We start from the raw sequence: 17,680 nt of genomic DNA on the forward strand, positions 1-17,680 counted from the left end.
GTCTTGCTCAGGCCGACACGTCATGGTCGGTGCGCAGGCGGGGCACTTCGTCAGCGCGTCGGCGGGGCACGATGACAGGGGCCCCGTCGCCGGGGGCGTGCAGTATGTCCACATCGGTCTGGTAGAGGCGATCGATGAGGGGCTTGGTCACCACCTCCCGGGCCGGGCCCATGGCCTGGATGGCGCCATCCCCCAGGGCAATCAGCTCGTCGCAGTAGCGGGCGGCGGTGGCGAGATCGTGGATGACGATAAGCACCGTCTTGCCCTCGGCGGCGACCCGATGGATGGCCTCCATCACCTCGGTCTGGTGGCCGATGTCCAGCGCGCTGGTGGGCTCGTCCAGCAAGATGATGTCCGCATCCTGGGCCAGCACCATGGCGAGCCACACCCGCTGGGCCTGACCGCCGGACAGCGAACTGGCGCTCTGGTGCCAGATGGCATCAAGCTGCATCCGCTCCCGGGCCCAGTCCACCATGCGGGCATCTTCCTCGCTCCACTGATTGAACCAGCCCTGATGGGGATGGCGGCCATATTGCACCAGCTGCTCCACCAGGATACCGGGGGGGACCAGGGGGCGCTGGGGCAGATAGGCGAGTTCCCGAGCCAGGGCTTTGGCGCCATAGGCACCGAGTGGCTTCTCCTTGAGCAGGATCTCCCCGGACCGGGGTTGCTCCTGTCCCGCAAGGAGCTTGAGCAGCGTGGATTTGCCACCGCCGTTGGGGCCGACGATCCCCACCAGCTTGCCCCGGGGGAGGGAGAAGGAGATCTCCTTGAAGATGGTCTTTTGCGGGTAGCCGAACTGGAGTCGGTTCACGGTGAGCGTCATCGGGCGGCCCTCGGTCTGTATTGAAAATGGATGAATGCCATGGTCAGTCGGCCTTCTGGCGATCTTTGAGCAGGATGAAGAGCAGCAGCAGGCCGCCGAGAATGCGGGTCATGATGCCGGTAGCCACTTCGTGGGGGCTGGCCAGCACCCGCACCAGGGTGTCGCTGGCGAGCAGCATCAGGGCGCCGCACAGGGCGGCAATCCAGAGCGGCACGATGCGATCCCGGCTGAGCCAGGAGGCAAGGATGGGTGCCGCCATGGCGATGAAGACCACGGGGCCGCCGATGGCGGTGCCAAGGGCTGCGACGATGATGGCCTGGGCCAGCACCCCGAGCTGGACCCGGTTCACGTTGACCCCGAGAGTACGGGCGGTGACCGGTCCCAGGCGCAGCACGCCGAGGGAGCGGGAGAGACAGACGGTCCAGGGACAGATGAGCAGGAGCAGCAGGCTTACCGGCAGCAGGGTGCCATAGCCCTGACCGACGAAGTTGCCCATGTTCCACAGATAGAGGCTGGTGAGGTGCACCAGGGACTGGGTGGACATGACGAACTGGCCGAGGGCGTTCATCAGCTCCGAGACCCCGATGCCGATCACCACGAACAGGTAGCCCTGCTCCCCCGGCTTGTTGCACAGGGCATAGAGCACGACGGCGGCAAACAGGGCGCCGAAGGGGGCGGCCCACCAGGGCCAGGTGCCCAGGGTCAGATAGAGGGAGAAGATGATGATGGCCAGGGATGCCCCCTCGTTGACCCCGATCATGTCCGGGGTGGCGAGGCGGTTTCGCACCAGGGTCTGCACCAGGCAGCCCGAGAGTCCCATGGCGGCGCCAGCCACCAGCACCGCCAACAGGCGCGGCAGGCGGATTTTGAAGACGGTCACCTGATCGAGTCGGCTTCCCTCCCCGAGCAGGGTCTGGATCACCCCCATCATGGTGATCTTGCCGGAACCCAGGGTGAGGGCCAGCAGGGAGAGCAGGGTGAGGGCGACCAGGAGCCCCAGGGTGATGAGCCAGGCGCGGCGGTGCAGCAACAGGGTGCGGCTGCCAAGGCGAAGGCAGAGGGTGCCGCTCGGGAGTGAGAGAGAGTTCTTCATGGGCGTGGCACCTTATTTGACGGCCTGCAGGGAGCGGAAGCCGCCGCTGCGCACCACCAGGATGAGCACGGGCGCCCCGATGAGCGCCAGAATGACGCCGTTGGGCAGCTCGTAGGGCTGGATCAGCCAGCGGGCCAGCACATCGGCACCGAGCAGAAAGAGCACCCCTAACAGGGCGGAGAAGCGCACCTGGATGGCGAGGCGAACCGGCTCCACCAGGCGGGCGCAGTAGGCGGCGAGGAAGCCGACAAAGCCGATGGGACCGGCGATGGCGATGGCGCAGGCGGTGAAGAGCGTTGCGGCCAAGAGCACGCCGATCCGCACCCGGGTGGGGCGGATGCCGAGGGCCCTGGACTGGTGATCCCCCATCTGCATCAGGGTGAGAGGGCGACAGAGCGCCAGGGTCAGCAGCAGGGCGGCCAGGGCGAAGGGGACCACGGTGAGTACCGCTTCCAGACTGGAGGCGGCAAGGGACCCTAAGTTCCAGAAGCGGAACTGCTCCAGCACCACCCGGTTGGAGAGCAGCAGGAAGTTGGAAAGACCGCCGAAGGTGGCGGAGAGGGCGACCCCTACCAGGATGAGCTTGAGGGGGTTGGAGCGCCCCACCATGAGGCCGAGGCCCAGCACGATGAGGTTGCCGAGCAGGGCCCCCATGCCGGACCAGAGCAGATACCCGTAGGCGGATTCGACGCCAAACCAGGTGAGGCCGATCACCAGAGCAAAGACGGCGCCGGCATTGACCCCGAGCAGGCCGGGTTCGGCCAGAGGGTTGCGGGTGGCACTTTGCAGCATGGAAGCCGCCAGGGAGAGTGATGCCCCCACCACCAGGGCTGCCAGGGTGCGGGGCAGGCGCAGGGTATGGACTATCATGGCGAGCTTTTCATCGGCCACGAAGGCGGGATCGCCCATCAGGAAACCGGCGACCTCGCGGCCACCATAGACACCGGCCCCGGTGGCCAGTGACAGACAAATCAGCAGGAAGAGGAGCAGCACGCCGAGCCAGAACAGCCGAGCTTGGTATCTGAGCACTCAATGACTCCTTGAATTCGGGGAGGCAGAAACGCAAAAAGGGAGCCCCGCGACCGGGGCTCCCGCATACAGGATGGATTACAGCTTGTAATCGACCCCTGCGTAGACGGTGCGACCTTCCAGGATGAAGTCGGCGTCGGTCGCCACCTCGTCACGCTGGGTGTTGGTGAGGTTGGTAATGCCGAGCTTGAAGTCCAGGGCCGGCGTGACGGTCCACTTGGTGTTCACGTCCAGGGTCTGGTAGTGCTTGGAGGTGAATGCCTGGGCGTTGCGGGCCGGCACCTTGATCACCTGGCTGCCGACATACTGCCAGGCCAGGTTGGCGCTGACCACGTCGCTCGCCTTCCAGTCCAGGCCGATGTTGCCGGTGTGATCCGGGGTCTTGGCCAGATCGTCACCCGTGCTCTTGTCTTCGGAGTCCAGCAGGGTCAGGTTGCCGGTCAGCTGCACGTTGTCGAGCACGTCGAACCAGCCGGTCAGCTCCAGCCCCTTGATGCGGGCCTTCTTGACGTTGAGGTAGGTCATGACGGTCGGACGGTAGCCTGGGCCCCACTGATCGCTCTGGATCAGATCCTCGATCTCGTTGTGGAAGCCGGTCACGCCTGCACCGAAGCGATCGGCGTTGTAGGCGGTGCCAAGCTCGTAGCTGACGGAGGTTTCCGGCTTCAGATCCGGGTTGCCTATCACCTTGCAGGCGCCGCGGCAGGCGGTGGTGGCGAACCCTTCGCTGGACTGGGCCAGGGTCGGGGCCTTGAACGCCTTGCCAGCGCCGCCCTTGATCACCCACTCGTCACTCAGGGAGTAGAGGGCGTAGGCACGGGGGCTGAACTCGTTGCCATAGGTCTCGTGGTGATCCAGACGGCCGGAGAGCGTCAGGGCCAGATCCCCAAAGCCGAACTCGTCTTGCAGGTAGAGGGCGCTCTGGCTCGCATCCACGCTGCCGTTCTGGATGCTGCGGCTGTGCTCCAGCTCGGTCTTGCGGAACTCTGCACCCGAGGTCAGCAGGTGATCCCCGAGGTAGCCGCTCAACTGGCCATCCACCGTGTTGTTGGTCTGGGTGATGTCGGCGGCACCACCGTTGAGCTGGGAGTCATCCATCAGATCGGTCTGCTCGAAGTAGTAACGAGCGCGGCTGTCGAAGTGTTCCCAACGGCCGTTATGGGTCAGCCCCAGGCTCAGGCGATCGAGTTTCTGCACGTTGTGGGGGGTGGCCGGTGCGGTCGGGGCACGGGGCACGTTGTTGAAGTAGCTGTCCATGTCGTTCTGGTTGTAACCCAGATCGAAGTCGATGTCCTGGTTGTCGGCCACCAGCCACTTCAGGCTGGAGAGCACGTTGACCACTTCCCGTTTCTCCAGGGCGTCGGCATCCGGGTTGTTGGACTGCTCGCTCTTCCAGCGATCCCGCTGATAGCCTTCCACCACCACGCTGCCCAGCAGCTTGTTGTCGATCAGGGCGCCGGAGACGAAGGCGCTACCCTGGTTGGCATCCCCGCCATCCCCCTTGGTGGGCATGGTGTGTGTGTAGCCGACGGCCGCTTCGGTGTTCTCCTTGGCCTGGCGCAGGATCACGTTGACCACGCCGCCGAGGGCATCGGCCCCGTACAGGGAGGAGACGGGACCGCGGATCACTTCGATGCGCTCGATGGCGGCCATGGGGATGGAGCTTAAGTCGAAGTCGTTGCCAAAGGAGCTGCCCAGGGTCTCGCGGGCGTTGACCCGCTTGCCGTTGACCAGCAGCAGGGTGTAGTCACCGCCCATGCCGCGGATCTTGATCTCGTTGCGACCCGTGGGGTTGGTGCCGATGATGTTGACACCGGGCACGTGCTTGAGGGCATCGCCGATGTTGTTGACGTTCATCTTGTCCAGATCGGCGCGGGTGACCACGGAGACGCTGGCCGGGGCGGTCAGCTCGGTGTGCTTGGTCTGGGTGGCGGTGACCACCACCGTCTCGTTGGCCTTGACGGACTCGGCCTGGGCCAGGCCCGGTACGGCCAGCAGACCAAGGGAGAGCAGAATGGGGTTCAGTTTAAAGAGGCCGTGCTGCAACTGCATTGTCAAAAACTCCATGGATATAACTGAGGTTATGGGGTCCGGATTCTTCTGATCCGGTGCTCACTGACTTCCTTGTCTGGCGGTGCCAGAGGCAGGATTATTGTTATCTCTTGTGCGCTTCAGGCCCCGGATGAGGAACCAGACACCGGCGCAGGCCACCAGGGTGCACGCAATGTTGATCCAGGCCAGGGTGGGGAAACCGTGCAGGGCGCCCCCCTCGTCGGAGACCAGATATCTGGCGGAGAAGAGGCTGCCGAGGCCCGCCGCCACATTGGTGATCGAGCCCTGGAAAGACATGAAGGCGGCGCGCTGGTGGGGGGCCGGAATGGCCGCCGTGACCGCGAGGGTGGTGCTGGCACGGGCGGAGCTCAGGGCCATGAAGAGGGTGAACAGCAGATAGAGAGGCAGGCCTGCCGGCAAGGCAAAGCCCACCAGGGTGATCAGGGCCAGGGCCAGGCTGGTGAGCAGGATGGCGCCCTGGGCGCGGCCCTGATCGATCCAGCCGCCGCACAGGCGCATGGTGGCCATGCTGGCAAGGCCGCCGCACAGATAGAGGCTGGCGATCTGCTCGCGCGGGAAACCCAGGTTGAACTGGAAGTAGTTGGCAAAGTGCGGAATGAGCAGGAAGTGGCCGAACATCTGCAGGCAGAGGATGAAGAGGGCTCCCTGGCAGAGCGGTGACCCCAGCAACTGGCGCATCCCCTGGCCTGCCGGGGCCCGGTTGACCGGCAGGGACGGCAGCCAGATGGCACACAGCAGGGCCAGCAGCAGGCCCCCTGCACCAAACAAGAGGAAGGGGCTCTGCCAGCCAGACCACTGGGCCAGCACGAGGGCCGCGGGCACAATCAGAATGGCGGCCAGGGAAAACGCCATGCCCACGTAAGCGAGACGGCGGCCCCGCTCGGCGGGCGGTACCAGATCCAGCACCGCCGCCATCAGGATGGCCCCCAGGGGGCCAGCCACGCAGCCGGACAGGATGAAAAGCAGCAGCAGGGTCTGGCTATCCTCGGCCAGGGCGCAAGCCATCAAGAGCAGGAAGCGCAGGACCAGCAGTACCAGCAGGGCGGGTTTGCGGTTGACCCGATCGAGCCAGGGGGCGGCCAGGAGGCCCAGCAGGGCGGCGCCCAGGGTGGCGCCGCCGCTGAAGTAACCTGTCTGCTCCGGCAGCATCCCCAGACGGGTTACCAGCTCCGGGCCAAGGGGCATCACCATCATCATGCAGCCCATGGAGAGCATGTTGATGAGCAGCGCCAGGTGGATGGCGGCAGGGGTGGATGCGACGGATTCTGGCTTCATCAGAGGCTGACTCGAAAAAATGAGTCCGAATTGTATCCGAGGGTTTTTGTTGTGACAACAAATGATAACCATTTTTATTTGTATTGATTGGTATCTTAACGAGTCTTTATCAGGTGCCTCTGTATGGGGTTGCATACCAGGCCCGTTGCAATCGGGGCGCCATGGACCATGATGGCAGGAAGCAAGAGGGTGGCGGTGAACACCGGGAGGAGAAGATGCGCGCTGGATCAGGGTATTGGGGGCTTGGGTGCTGCCTGTTGCTGGCATTGCCCCTGAGGGCCGAAGTGAAGGTCATACCGGTATTCGAGGCGGATGCCGCGGTGCAGACGCTCAAGGAGATCTACCCGGATCTCGGGGTGAGCGCCATGGGCAACCAGCTGGTACTGAGTGGAACCCCCGCCCAGTTGCAGGAGGCCGAGCGTACCCTGGCGCAAGTGAACCAGCCGCCCCAAAGCCTGCTCATCGAGTGGCGGGTGGATGGCGCCTCCAGCCGTCAGCAGGCCGGAGTGGGGCTCGGCCTGGATGCCAAACGGCAGTGGTTGCTGGAGGGGGATGCCCGGCACTATGAACGCAGCCAGAGTGACAACTGGCAGGTGCGTGGCCTCTCCGGGCGGCCCGTGTTGTTGCAGATGGGGTCCTATCAGCCGGTCACCTTTTACCAGTGGCAGGGGGGAAGGGTGGTGGGCATGATGCCGCTGATGAACGGTCTCTACGCCACCGCGACCCTGATAGGAGACAGGGTGCAGGTGGCCCTCAGCAGTGAACAGGCAAGAGTGGAGCGGGGCAACATACACACCGGCCAGAGTGCCACCGAGGTGAGCGGCGCCCCGGGCCAGTGGCTGACGGTGGGGGAGCTTTCCACAACCCAAGGCAGCCAGGAGGCCGCGATCGCCAATCCATCAGGCATGGGCGGGGCCAGCGGCAGCGAACGCCAGACTCTGCAGATCCGGGTCACGCGCCAGTGAACCAGCCTGTCAGTGGGGCTGATCCAGAGCGTAATCCCGCAACTGGCGGCTTCTCAGCAGATACCAGAGTGCCCAGAGGCTGGCAATGAGCACCAGGGCGGTGGGCCAGTTGAACGACCACTGCTGCAGATTGAGGCTGTGCAGTTGCATCAGCAGGCCGCTGACGGCAGAGCAAAGCAGCAGAGCGCGGCTGTGGCGTCTGAGCCAGGCTCTGGCACTGTGGGTCTGGCGATGGGTGCCGCCGCAGGCGAGCAGCGCCAGCATGGCGGGCACGTCCGTCAGCAGGCTGACATAGAGGGTGAGCTTGTCCGGGTAGAAGAGGGTCAGGATGGCGCTGCCACTCTCGCGGGTGACGCCGGCCATCAGAAACAGCCAGACCGAGCGGGTCAGCAAGAGGGCGATGGGCCAGAACCAGAGCGGGGGGCGCAACTGGCCGTGATCGTCGTAACGGTGTTCGGGGTAGAGGGTCATGGTGGCCCGGTATCCATTCATGCAGTGCGAGTGATGAAGGGGATATGGGGCACAGGGCAGGCCATTGCAAGGCCGGCAACGGCCGGGAATTAATCGGGGGGCCAGGCCCCCCAATCCACAGTCTTTAGTTGCCGGGTTCCGGCGTCACAGCCAGCCTTTTCGCTTGAAGAAGAGACCGGTGCCCAGCGATGACATCACCATCAGCACCAGGGAGAGGGGGTAGCCGTATTCCCAGGCGAGCTCCGGCATGCGGCCGAAGTTCATGCCGTAGATGCTGGCGATAAGCGTCGGCGGCAGGAAGATGACCGCGGCTACCGAGAAGATCTTGATCACCTTGTTCTGCTCCAGATTGGTCACCCCCATGGAGGCCTCCAGCTGGAAGTTGATCTTGTCGAACAGGAACTGGGTATGGGGCAGCAGGGATTCCACGTCGTGCAGCATCTCGTCGATCCACTTGTTCTGCTCCCCCGTCATGCGCTGGCGCAGACTGCGTTTGAGGAAGCGCAGGGCGCGGCGGGTATCGTGCAGGGAGAGACGGATCTGGCCGTTGGCCTCTTCCTGGGCCATCAGCTCCTTGAGCATGGGGTTGATCTGGTCCGGCTCGAAGATCTGATCGGCGGTGTTCTCCAGGGTCTTGTACCCATCCTCGATGAGATCCGAGAGATACTCCACCTTGAGGTTCTGCACCTCCAGCAGGATGTCGAGGGCGTCTTCGACCTCCAGCCTGTCCTGGCGCATGTAGTGGCGCAGCAGACGCACCAGGCCGATGTCATCCTCGCGAATGCTGATCAGCAGGTTGTTGCGCAGGGTAAAGGAGACGTGCACACCCTTGGTGTCGCGACCGATGCGCTGGGGAAACAGGGAGTGGATGTGCAGACCGTCGGTGTCCCAGTAGAAGCGGGCGGATGCCTCGATGTCATCGAGCTCCTCCTTGTCCGGCACCTCCTCCAGGAACAGGCCCGTCAACCATTCTCGCTCCGCAGTGTCCGGCTTGTAGGCATCCAGCCAGACGGTGTTGTCGGGAACGATGTCATCCGGCCCGAGCGTGACTATGTCCAGCACCTTGTTGTTGAGAATGTAGGCGGTGATCATCTGTCCCCCCTTAAGAAGTCATGGGTAATCAGGGATGGTTGCACAGGTTCATGCGGCCTTAGATCGCACGGAAAGCGATCCCATGAAATAGCATAACGAGGCCGATGGACAACCTGAATGCGGCGAACTATACAGGGGCGGGACCCGCTTGTCAGGGCCTATTCATCAGGGGTTCAGCCTGTTTGCTCAAAAAAACAGCGAGGTCGGATCAGCCGTGGCGACCCCGATGCGGGCGATCCCGGCGTCGCCTCCTTTGTTCGCGCTGGAGTGGAGGAGGGCCCGGGCTCACCGGCGGGAATGACGGGTTGCTGGTCGCCCTGCGACAGCCCCCGGCCAAGCGCAGAAAACGGTCTCCGTGCGGTGTTCCGGGGCTGCGTCTCCTTGTTATCTGCTCTGGTGTGCGTGGGCAAGCCTGTTACAGATTGGGATAGTTGGGGCCCGAGCCGCCCTGGGGCGGCGTCCAGACGATATTCTGGCTAGGATCCTTGATGTCGCAGGTTTTGCAGTGAATGCAGTTGGCGGCGTTGATCTGCAGCCTGGGCCGGGTATCCCCATCAAGGATCTCGAACACCCCCGCCGGGCAGTAGCGCTGGGCGGGTTCGGCCCAGGTGGGCAGGTTGACCTCGACCGGAATGTGCGCGTCCTGAAGGGTCAGGTGACAGGGTTGATCCTCGTCGTGGCTGGTGCTGGCCAGATAGACGGAGGAGAGCTTGTCGAAGCTGAGCTTGCCGTCGGGTTTGGGGTAGTCGATGGGCTGGCAACGGCTGGCCAGGCGCAGCTGGCGGTAATCCGGCTCCTTGTCCAGCAGAGTAAAAGGAGAGGTCAAGGCAAAGAGTCGCTGCTCCAGCCAGTTGAAGGCGCCGCCGAGCCAGGGGCCGAAGCGGTGCAGGGCGGCCCCAACGTTGCGGGCCCTCTTCAGTTCCCGGGTCAGCCAGCTTTGCTGCAGCGCGTCCTGAAACTCGGCCAGATCCCGTCCCCCTTCATCCCCTCCTCGCAGTGCCATGGCGACCGTCGCGGCCGCCACCATGCCGGACTTCATGGCGGTGTGGATCCCCTTGATGCGGGAGAAGTCCAGGGTGCCCGCGTCACAGCCGATGAGCAGGCCGCCGGGAAAGTGCATGCGCGGCAATGAGTGCCAGCCCCCCTTGGTGATGGCCCGTGCGCCGTAGCTGATGCGCTCGCCCCCCTGCAACGTTGCCGCGATGAGGGGGTGGTGCTTGAGACGCTGGAATTCGTCAAAGGGGCTGAGCCAGGGATTCTGGTAGTTGAGATCGACGATAAGGCCGACTGCCACCTGATCCTGGGCCAGATGATAGAGATAGAAGCCCCCCTGACTCTTGTTGCCCTTTCCCTCGCCAAGGGGCCAGCCGCTGCCATGGAGCACCCGCCCAGGATGGGATTGTCCCGCAGGCACCTGCCACACCTCCTTGAAGCCGATGGCGTAATGCTGCGGCTGGGCGGTATTTTCCAGATGGAATCGGGCGATCAGCTGTTTGCCGAGGTGGCCGCGCGCCCCTTCGGCAAACAGGGTATAGCGGCCATACAGGGCCATGCCGGGCACGTGATCCGGCTTGGGGTTGCCCTCCTTGTCGAGACCAAGATCGCCGGTCACCACACCGCGTACCCGGCCCTCCTCCACGATGAGGGTGCTTGCCGCAAAGCCCGGGTAGATCTCGACACCGATGGCCTCGGCCTGCTTGCCGAGCCAGCGGCAGAGGGTGCCGAGGCTGATGATGTGGCTGCCGTCGTTGTGCATGCGGGGTGGTACCGCCCAGTGGGGCAGTTGCAGGGAGCGGCTGTCGCTTTGCAGCAGATGGACCTGATCATCCGTCACCGGCACGCCGAGGGGGGCCTCCTGCCAGCTCTCTGGCAGCAGCTCCCTGAGGGCGACGGGATCGAGCAGGGCGCCGGAGATCAGGTGGGCGCCGATCTCGGCACCCTTCTCCAGCAGGCAGACCGAGAGGGCCGGGGCCTGCTGCTTCAATGCGATGGCGGCGCTCAGGCCTGCCGGGCCGCCACCGACGATGACGACATCAAATTCCATTGCTTCGCGTTCCATCTTGCCTCTGCGCTCGACTTGGCCTAGGGTAGTGCTGGTAGTTTACGTAAACGTAAACCACTTTGTCAGCAGAAAAGTGAGTGACGACAAGGTGGACCCACACAACAGGTATGAGGGATGACCGCCATGAAGCTGCTGGTCGCAGTCAAACGGGTCGTTGATTACAACGTCAGGATCCGGGTCAAGGGGGATGGCTCCGATGTGGAGCTCGCCAATGTGAAGATGGGCATCAACCCGTTTTGTGAAATCGCGGTGGAGGAGGGGGTCAGGCTGCGGGAAGCCGGCGTGGCATCCGAGCTGGTGGTGGTGACCTTCGGCCCCGAGGCGGCGGCCGAGCAGTTGCGCCATGCCCTGGCGCTGGGGGCGGATCGGGCGCTGCACTATGTTACCGACGAGACCCTGACTCCGCTCACCGTGGCCCGGGCCCTGCAAACGGTGTGCGGGCAGGAGCAGCCCGACTTGGTGCTGCTCGGCAAACAGTCCATCGATTCCGACAACAACCAGGTGGGGCAGATGCTCGCCGCCCTCAATGACTGGGCGCTTGCCACCTTCGCTTCCGCCATCAGGCTGGTGGAGGGGGAATTGCAGGTGACCCGCGAGATAGACGGTGGCCTCGAGACCCTCGGCATGGCGCTGCCCGCCGTGGTGACCGTGGACTTGCGCCTCAACGAGCCGCGCTTCGCCTCCCTCCCCAACATCATGAAGGCCAAGCGCAAGCCGCTGGAGAGCCAGCCGTTCGCCGCCCTCGGGGTGGTGCCGGCCGACCAGACACGGCAGCTCGGGGTAATGGCGCCGCCGGTGCGCAGCGCCGGCATCAGGGTGGGCTCGGTGGACGAGCTGCTAGACAAGCTCAAGCACGAAGCCCGGGTGCTCTGATGGGCAGGGGCATGAGAGGGATGCCTCCCGCAGGCGTGAGCGCCATGCATGGGGCAGCGGCCCAGGGGAGCAAGGGATCAATGGATGACATGAAGGTGCTGCCATGAGCGTACTTGTGATTGCGGAACATCATCAGGGGCGGATCGCCGACAACCTGGCCCAGCTGGTCACGGCGGCGGGGCGCCTGGGGGGCGAGGTGCATCTCTTGCTGCTGGGGCAGGGGCTGACGGAGGCGGGGGAGCAGGCCGCCGCCCTCACGGGGGTAAACCGGGTGCTGCTGGCGGAACATCCCATGCTGGCGGAGGGGCTCAACGACGGGGTAGACAGACTGCTCGCCGAGGTGGCCAGGGACTACCAGCACTGCCTGATGGCGGCCAGCAACCAGGGCAAGGATCTGCTGCCGCGGGTGGCGGCCAGGCTCGGGGTGGAGATGATCGCCGAGGTGACCGGCATCGAGGGGCCCGACACTTTCCTGCGTCCCATCTATGCGGGCAACGCCATCGCCCGGGTGGCAAGCAGCGCCCCCGTCAAGGTGCTCACCGTGCGGCCCACCGCGTTCGCCAAGGCCGGATCCGGGGAGGAGCGTGCCGTGATGGAATCGCTGCCGGTGACCGAGGTGCGCTGCCGTACCCGGCTCATCGAGCGGCGTGCGGTGCGCTCCGCCAGACCCGAGCTCGGGGCGGCCCGGGTGGTGGTCTCCGGCGGGCGGGCGCTCGGCTCGAAAGAGCACTTTGCCCTCATCGACGCCCTGGCGGACAAGCTGGGGGCTGCCGTCGGGGCATCGCGAGCCGCCGTGGATGCGGGTTATGTCTCCAACGACCTGCAGGTGGGGCAGACAGGCAAGGTGGTGGCCCCCGAGCTCTACATCGCGGTGGGCATCTCGGGCGCCATCCAGCATCTGGCGGGGATGAAGGAGTCCAAGGTGATCGTCGCCATCAACAAGGACGCCGAGGCCCCCATCTTCCAGGTGGCGGACTACGGTCTGGTGGGGGATCTCTTCACCCTGCTGCCGGAGCTCACCGCCAAGCTGTAAATTTGCCACAAAGGGGCGAACAAGGCCGTCCGTGCTGTCTCGCCCCCGTTTCCATGCATATTCTCTGCAAGCCCTGGCCCGTTCAGGGCTTTTGTCTGATGGGTGCCCGGTGGCGCCGGGGCAAAAGGTTGCGCTGGATCCCAAAAAGCCTTTGCCCCCACGGGGGGCTGTCGTGTAAAAACGTTCGAGTCACCGATCACACACATCCATTCACGGAAAGCGTCATGAGCAAACAGATTTACAACTTCTGCGCCGGCCCCGCCATGTTGCCGGTTGAAGTCATGGAGCGCGCCCAGCGCGAATTTTGTAATTTCCAGGGGCTGGGAGCCTCGGTCATGGAGCTTTCCCATCGCGGCAAGCCCTATATGGCGGTCGCCGAGAAGGCCGAAGCGGACCTGCGCGACCTGCTGGCGGTGCCGGACAACTACAAGGTGCTCTTCATGCACGGCGGTGGCCGCGGCCAGTTCTCCGCCGTGCCCATGAACTTGCTGGGTGGCGCCAACAAGAAGGCGGATTACCTGGTGACCGGCGTCTGGGCCCAGAGCGCCGTGGATGAAGCCCAGAAATACGGTGACATCCAGACCTTCCAGGGGGTGGCCAAGAACGAGCAGGGGGTCTCCCACCTGCTGCCGACGCCGGCGTTTCGCGCCGATGCTGCCTATGTGCACTACTGCCCGAACGAAACCATCGATGGCATCGAGATGTTCGACATCCCGGCCACCGGCGATGTGCCCCTGGTGGCGGATCTCTCCTCCACCATCCTCTCCCGTCCCCTCGACGTGAGCCGCTTCGGCATCCTCTACGCCGGTGCCCAGAAGAACATAGGCCCCTCTGGTCTGGCCATCGCCATCGTGCGCGATGACCTGCTGAACCAGGCCCGCGCCGATGTGCCCTCTGTCTTCGACTACCAGCTCACCGCCAAGAACGACTCCATGTTCAACACGCCCCCCACCTACGCCTGGTACCTGGCCGGTCTGGTGTTCGAGTGGCTCAAGGAGCAGGGTGGCCTGGCGGCGATGGAAGCACGCAACAAGGAGAAGGCCGACTTCCTCTACGGCTACCTCGATCAGTCGAGCTTCTATGGCAACAAGGTGGATGTGACCTGCCGCTCCCGCATGAACGTGCCCTTCCAGCTGAAAAACGAGGCCCTGGACAAGCTGTTCCTGGCGGAGTCGGAAGCGGCCGGTCTGCTGGCCCTCAAGGGACACCGCATCGTCGGTGGCATGCGCGCCAGCCTCTACAACGCCATGCCCCTGGAAGGGGTCAAGGCCCTGGTCAGCTTTATGGATGACTTTGCCAAACGCCACGGTTGAGGCGTGTCTCCCCATTGCCAGACGCCGGGGACTCCCCGGCGTCTGTTTTTCAGACCCATCCTGACCCAGGCCGCCCTCTCCCGCGGTTGTGCCACTGTCGAACTTGCCGCGGGGGACGCGGGCTGTTAACGTCCGGTCAGGTGATTTAATTGAGATCGAACAGGAAGTCTATGAATTCGTTGCGTTTGGAACCCATTTCTAGCGTGGCCGGGGTGGTCAATCTGCCCGGCTCCAAGAGTGTCTCTAACCGGGCCCTGCTGCTGGCGGCCCTGGCCCGGGGCACCACCCGGCTGACCAACCTGCTCGACAGCGATGACATCCGCCACATGCTGGCGGCGCTGACCCAGCTTGGCGTCAAGTACAAGCTCTCCGCCGACAAGACCGAGTGCACCGTGCACGGTCTGGGTCGCAGCTTCGCGGTCTCGGCACCGGTCAACCTGTTCCTCGGCAATGCCGGTACTGCCATGCGCCCCCTGTGCGCCGCCCTGTGCCTGGGCTCCGGCGAGTACACCCTGGGCGGCGAGCCGCGCATGGAAGAGCGCCCCATCGGTCACCTGGTGGATGCCCTGCGCGAAGCGGGTGCCCACATCCAGTACCTGAAGAAAGATGGCTATCCGCCCCTGGTGGTGGATGCCAAGGGGCTCTGGGGTGGCGATGTCCACATCGACGGCTCCGTCTCCAGCCAGTTCCTGACGGCGTTTTTGATGGCGGCCCCCATGGCGGCTGGCGACACCCGCATCCACATCAAGGGGGAGCTGGTCTCCAAGCCCTACATCGACATCACCCTGCACATCATGAAGCAGTTCGGGGTGGTCATCGAGCACGACGACTACAAGGTGTTCTACATCAAGGGCAACCAGACCTATGTCAGCCCGGGGGACTTCCTGGTGGAAGGGGATGCCTCCAGCGCCTCCTACTTCCTCGCGGCGGGCGCCATCAAGGGCAAGGTGCGGGTTACCGGCATCGGCAAGCACAGCATCCAGGGGGACATCCACTTCGCCGACGTACTGGAGAAGATGGGGGCCCGCATCACCTGGGGCGATGACTTCATCGAGGCCGAGCAGGGGCCGCTCAAGGGCATCGACATGGACATGAACCACATCCCGGATGCGGCCATGACCATCGCCACCACGGCGCTGTTTGCCGAGGGCACCACCACCATCCGCAACATCTACAACTGGCGGGTGAAGGAGACCGACCGCCTGCACGCCATGGCGACCGAGCTGCGCAAGCTGGGCGTGGAAGTGGAGGAGGGGCACGACTTCATCACCGTGATTCCGCCCGCACAGCTGACCCACGCGGCCATCGACACCTACAACGATCACCGCATCGCCATGTGCTTCTCCCTGGTGGCACTCTCCGATACGCCGGTCACCATCAATGATCCGGGTTGCACCTCCAAGACCTTCCCGGACTACTTCGACAAGCTGGCCAGCGTCAGTCAGGCCTGAGCCCTTTCGGCCCGCTTCGTGCGGGCCTTTTCATCTCTGCCCCCCCGCTTTTTTCATGCCTCCTAGCAGCATTATGCAAACTTGCAAGGTGCGATAATAAAATTCCTTGCCGAAGAATGTAATTTTCTATTTACACCGACCCGGCACAGGGCTAGATTGAGATCTCTTTATCGCAGTCATCTAGCAGGAAACTTGGTCATGCAGCATCAAACCGACGACGTTCGTATCAGTGAAATCAAAGAGTTATTGCCCCCGGTTGCGGTGCTTGAGAAGTTTCCGGCGACCGACACCGCCTCGGCCACCGTGTTTGAATCCCGTCAGGCCATCCACAACATCCTGGCCGGCGACGATGATCGCCTGCTGGTGGTGATCGGCCCCTGCTCCATCCACGATCCGGTCGCCGCCCTGGAATACGGCAAGCGCCTCAAGGTGCTGCGCGACGAGCTGAAAGATCAGCTGGAGATCGTGATGCGGGTCTACTTCGAAAAACCCCGTACCACAGTGGGCTGGAAGGGGCTGATCAACGATCCCTACCTCGACAACAGCTGCCAGATCAATGACGGCCTGCGCCTGGGTCGCAAGCTCTTGCTGGATCTCAACGACATGGGGCTGCCGACTGCCTCCGAGTTCCTCGACATGATCACCCCGCAATACGTGGCGGATCTGATGAGCTGGGGTGCCATCGGCGCCCGTACCACCGAATCCCAGGTACACCGCGAGCTGGCCTCCGGTCTCTCCTGCCCGGTGGGCTTCAAGAACGGCACCGACGGCACCATCAAGGTGGCCATCGACGCCATCGGCGCCGCCAGCGCCCCGCACCACTTCCTGTCGGTGACCAAGTACGGCCACTCCGCCATCGTCTCGACCGCCGGCAACCCGGACTGTCACATCATCCTGCGCGGTGGCCGCGAGCCCAACTACAGCGCCCGTCACGTGGATGAGGTGGTGAGTGGTCTGGACAAGGCCGGTCTGCCCCAGAAAGTGATGATCGACTTCAGCCACGCCAACAGCAGCAAGCAGTTCAAGAACCAGATGCTGGTGGCCGAGGACGTGGCCGGTCAGCTGCGTGCCGGCAGCAAGGCGGTGTTCGGCGTCATGGTGGAGAGTCACCTGGTGGAAGGGCGTCAGGATCTGGTGGACGGGTGCGAGCTCACCTTCGGCCAGAGCATCACCGACGCCTGCATCGGCTGGGCCGATACCGAGGTGCTGCTGCGCAACCTGGCGGACGCCGTGGCCGCTCGCAACGTCCTCTGAGCCCAAGGCGCCCCGTTGGCGAGGCAATAAAAAAGCGCGACCCTGGGTCGCGCTTTTTGTTTGGCCATCTCTCGGCAGGTCGCGGTTTACTTGGCCCGCTCCTGGTGGCCGCGCAGGCGGATGTTGATCATCTCCACCACCAGCGAGAAGGCCATGGCGAAGTAGATGTAACCCTTGGGAATGTGCAGATCCAGCCCTTCGGCCATCAGCGCCACCCCGACCAGGATAAGGAAGGAGAGGGCCAGCATCTTGATGGTGGGGTGGGTATCGACGAAGTCGCCGATGGCCTTGGCGGCAAACATCATGACGCCGACGGCGATGATGATGGCCAGCACCATGACAGGGACATGATCCGCCATGCCCACGGCGGTGATGACGGAGTCCAGGCTGAAGATGATGTCGAGGATGGCGATCTGCACCAGAGTGGACAGGAAGCCCGCGGTCTTGCTCACCACACCCGCCTCTTCGGCAGCCCCTTCCAGGCTCTGGTGGATCTCGTGGGTGCTCTTGGCGATGAGGAACAGACCCCCCACCAGCAAGATGAGATCCCGTCCCGAGATGGCTTCCCCCAGCACGGTGAAGAGGGGCTCGGTGAGGCGCATCACCCAGGCCAGGGAGAGCAGCAGCAGGATGCGGGTGCCCATGGCGAGCCCCAGCCCCAGGATGCGCGCTTTCTGGCGCTGGGCTTCCGGCAGGCGACCCACCAGGATGGAGATGAAAATGATGTTGTCGATGCCGAGCACGATCTCGAGCAGGGTCAGGGTGGCGAGCGCGACCCAGGCGGAGGGGTCCGCAATCCATTCCAGCATGATTGAACCTTGGTTGAACAGTGATTGAGGTAGAAGCCGCGCATTTTAGCAGGGGGTCATG

At 64.0% G+C, this 17,680-nt stretch carries 15 protein-coding genes; 6 read left to right on the plus strand and 9 right to left on the minus strand.

What is annotated here, in order from left to right:
• Window positions 1–7: 7 nt before the first annotated feature.
• The 5 genes from BGO64_RS09525 to BGO64_RS09545 all read right to left on the minus strand — a co-directional run bounded on the left by BGO64_RS09525 (window position 8) and on the right by BGO64_RS09545 (window position 6,296).
• Window positions 8–826 (minus strand): amonabactin ABC transporter ATP-binding protein, encoded by an 819-nt coding sequence (locus BGO64_RS09525; protein ID WP_198497351.1) that lies wholly within the window; start codon window positions 824–826, stop codon window positions 8–10.
• Between the two features lie 43 nt (window positions 827–869).
• Window positions 870–1,919, minus strand: coding sequence for an amonabactin ABC transporter permease subunit 1 (locus BGO64_RS09530; RefSeq protein ID WP_286700578.1), 1,050 nt, complete (start codon window positions 1,917–1,919; stop codon window positions 870–872).
• Between the two features lie 12 nt (window positions 1,920–1,931).
• Window positions 1,932–2,948, minus strand: a complete 1,017-nt coding sequence (locus tag BGO64_RS09535) for an amonabactin ABC transporter permease subunit 2 (RefSeq protein WP_286700579.1) — start codon at window positions 2,946–2,948, stop codon at window positions 1,932–1,934.
• Window positions 2,949–3,026: 78 nt separating this feature from the next.
• Window positions 3,027–5,000, minus strand: coding sequence for a siderophore amonabactin TonB-dependent receptor (locus BGO64_RS09540; protein WP_010674445.1), 1,974 nt, complete (start codon window positions 4,998–5,000; stop codon window positions 3,027–3,029).
• A 60-nt stretch (window positions 5,001–5,060) separates the two neighbouring features.
• Window positions 5,061–6,296 (minus strand): MFS transporter, encoded by a 1,236-nt coding sequence (locus tag BGO64_RS09545; protein ID WP_286700580.1) that lies wholly within the window; start codon window positions 6,294–6,296, stop codon window positions 5,061–5,063.
• A gap of 215 nt (window positions 6,297–6,511) precedes the next feature.
• Here BGO64_RS09545 and BGO64_RS09550 point away from each other — a divergent pair, with 215 nt between their 5' ends.
• Window positions 6,512–7,261: a hypothetical protein gene (locus BGO64_RS09550; RefSeq protein WP_286700581.1), complete on the plus strand. Its 750-nt coding sequence runs from the start codon at window positions 6,512–6,514 to the stop codon at window positions 7,259–7,261.
• Window positions 7,262–7,270: 9 nt separating this feature from the next.
• Here the strand turns inward: BGO64_RS09550 and BGO64_RS09555 are convergent, their stop codons facing one another.
• The 3 genes from BGO64_RS09555 to BGO64_RS09565 form a co-directional block, all read right to left on the minus strand.
• Entirely contained in the window at window positions 7,271–7,732 is a 462-nt protein-coding gene (locus tag BGO64_RS09555; RefSeq protein ID WP_223919624.1) for a DUF2919 domain-containing protein, read from the minus strand.
• A gap of 144 nt (window positions 7,733–7,876) precedes the next feature.
• Complete coding sequence (corA, locus tag BGO64_RS09560; RefSeq protein ID WP_005301617.1) at window positions 7,877–8,824, minus strand: magnesium/cobalt transporter CorA; 948 nt, start codon at window positions 8,822–8,824, stop codon at window positions 7,877–7,879.
• A gap of 415 nt (window positions 8,825–9,239) precedes the next feature.
• A complete protein-coding gene (locus tag BGO64_RS09565) occupies window positions 9,240–10,883 on the minus strand; it encodes an electron transfer flavoprotein-ubiquinone oxidoreductase (RefSeq protein WP_286700582.1) in 1,644 nt (547 codons plus the stop codon).
• Window positions 10,884–11,009: 126 nt separating this feature from the next.
• On the opposite strand from BGO64_RS09565, the gene BGO64_RS09570 reads away from it, so the two are divergent.
• From BGO64_RS09570 to aroG, 5 genes are all read left to right on the plus strand, one after another.
• Window positions 11,010–11,759: an electron transfer flavoprotein subunit beta/FixA family protein gene (locus BGO64_RS09570; protein ID WP_286700583.1), complete on the plus strand. Its 750-nt coding sequence runs from the start codon at window positions 11,010–11,012 to the stop codon at window positions 11,757–11,759.
• A gap of 103 nt (window positions 11,760–11,862) precedes the next feature.
• Complete coding sequence (locus BGO64_RS09575) at window positions 11,863–12,792, plus strand: electron transfer flavoprotein subunit alpha/FixB family protein (protein ID WP_286700584.1); 930 nt, start codon at window positions 11,863–11,865, stop codon at window positions 12,790–12,792.
• A gap of 224 nt (window positions 12,793–13,016) precedes the next feature.
• Window positions 13,017–14,105 (plus strand): 3-phosphoserine/phosphohydroxythreonine transaminase, encoded by a 1,089-nt coding sequence (gene serC / locus BGO64_RS09580; RefSeq protein WP_286700585.1) that lies wholly within the window; start codon window positions 13,017–13,019, stop codon window positions 14,103–14,105.
• Between the two features lie 170 nt (window positions 14,106–14,275).
• A complete protein-coding gene (gene aroA, locus BGO64_RS09585) occupies window positions 14,276–15,556 on the plus strand; it encodes a 3-phosphoshikimate 1-carboxyvinyltransferase (protein ID WP_042863731.1) in 1,281 nt (426 codons plus the stop codon).
• Between the two features lie 198 nt (window positions 15,557–15,754).
• On the plus strand, window positions 15,755–16,810 hold the full coding sequence (aroG, locus tag BGO64_RS09590) for a 3-deoxy-7-phosphoheptulonate synthase AroG (RefSeq protein ID WP_219604703.1): 1,056 nt from the start codon (window positions 15,755–15,757) through the stop codon (window positions 16,808–16,810).
• An 86-nt stretch (window positions 16,811–16,896) separates the two neighbouring features.
• Here the strand turns inward: aroG and BGO64_RS09595 are convergent, their stop codons facing one another.
• Entirely contained in the window at window positions 16,897–17,619 is a 723-nt protein-coding gene (locus BGO64_RS09595; RefSeq protein WP_010674455.1) for a TerC family protein, read from the minus strand.
• Between the last annotated feature and the right edge of the window lie 61 nt (window positions 17,620–17,680).

The organism is Aeromonas sp. 62-46 (genome assembly GCF_001898585.1).
GTDB classification, from domain to species: Bacteria; Pseudomonadota; Gammaproteobacteria; order Enterobacterales; family Aeromonadaceae; genus Aeromonas; species Aeromonas caviae.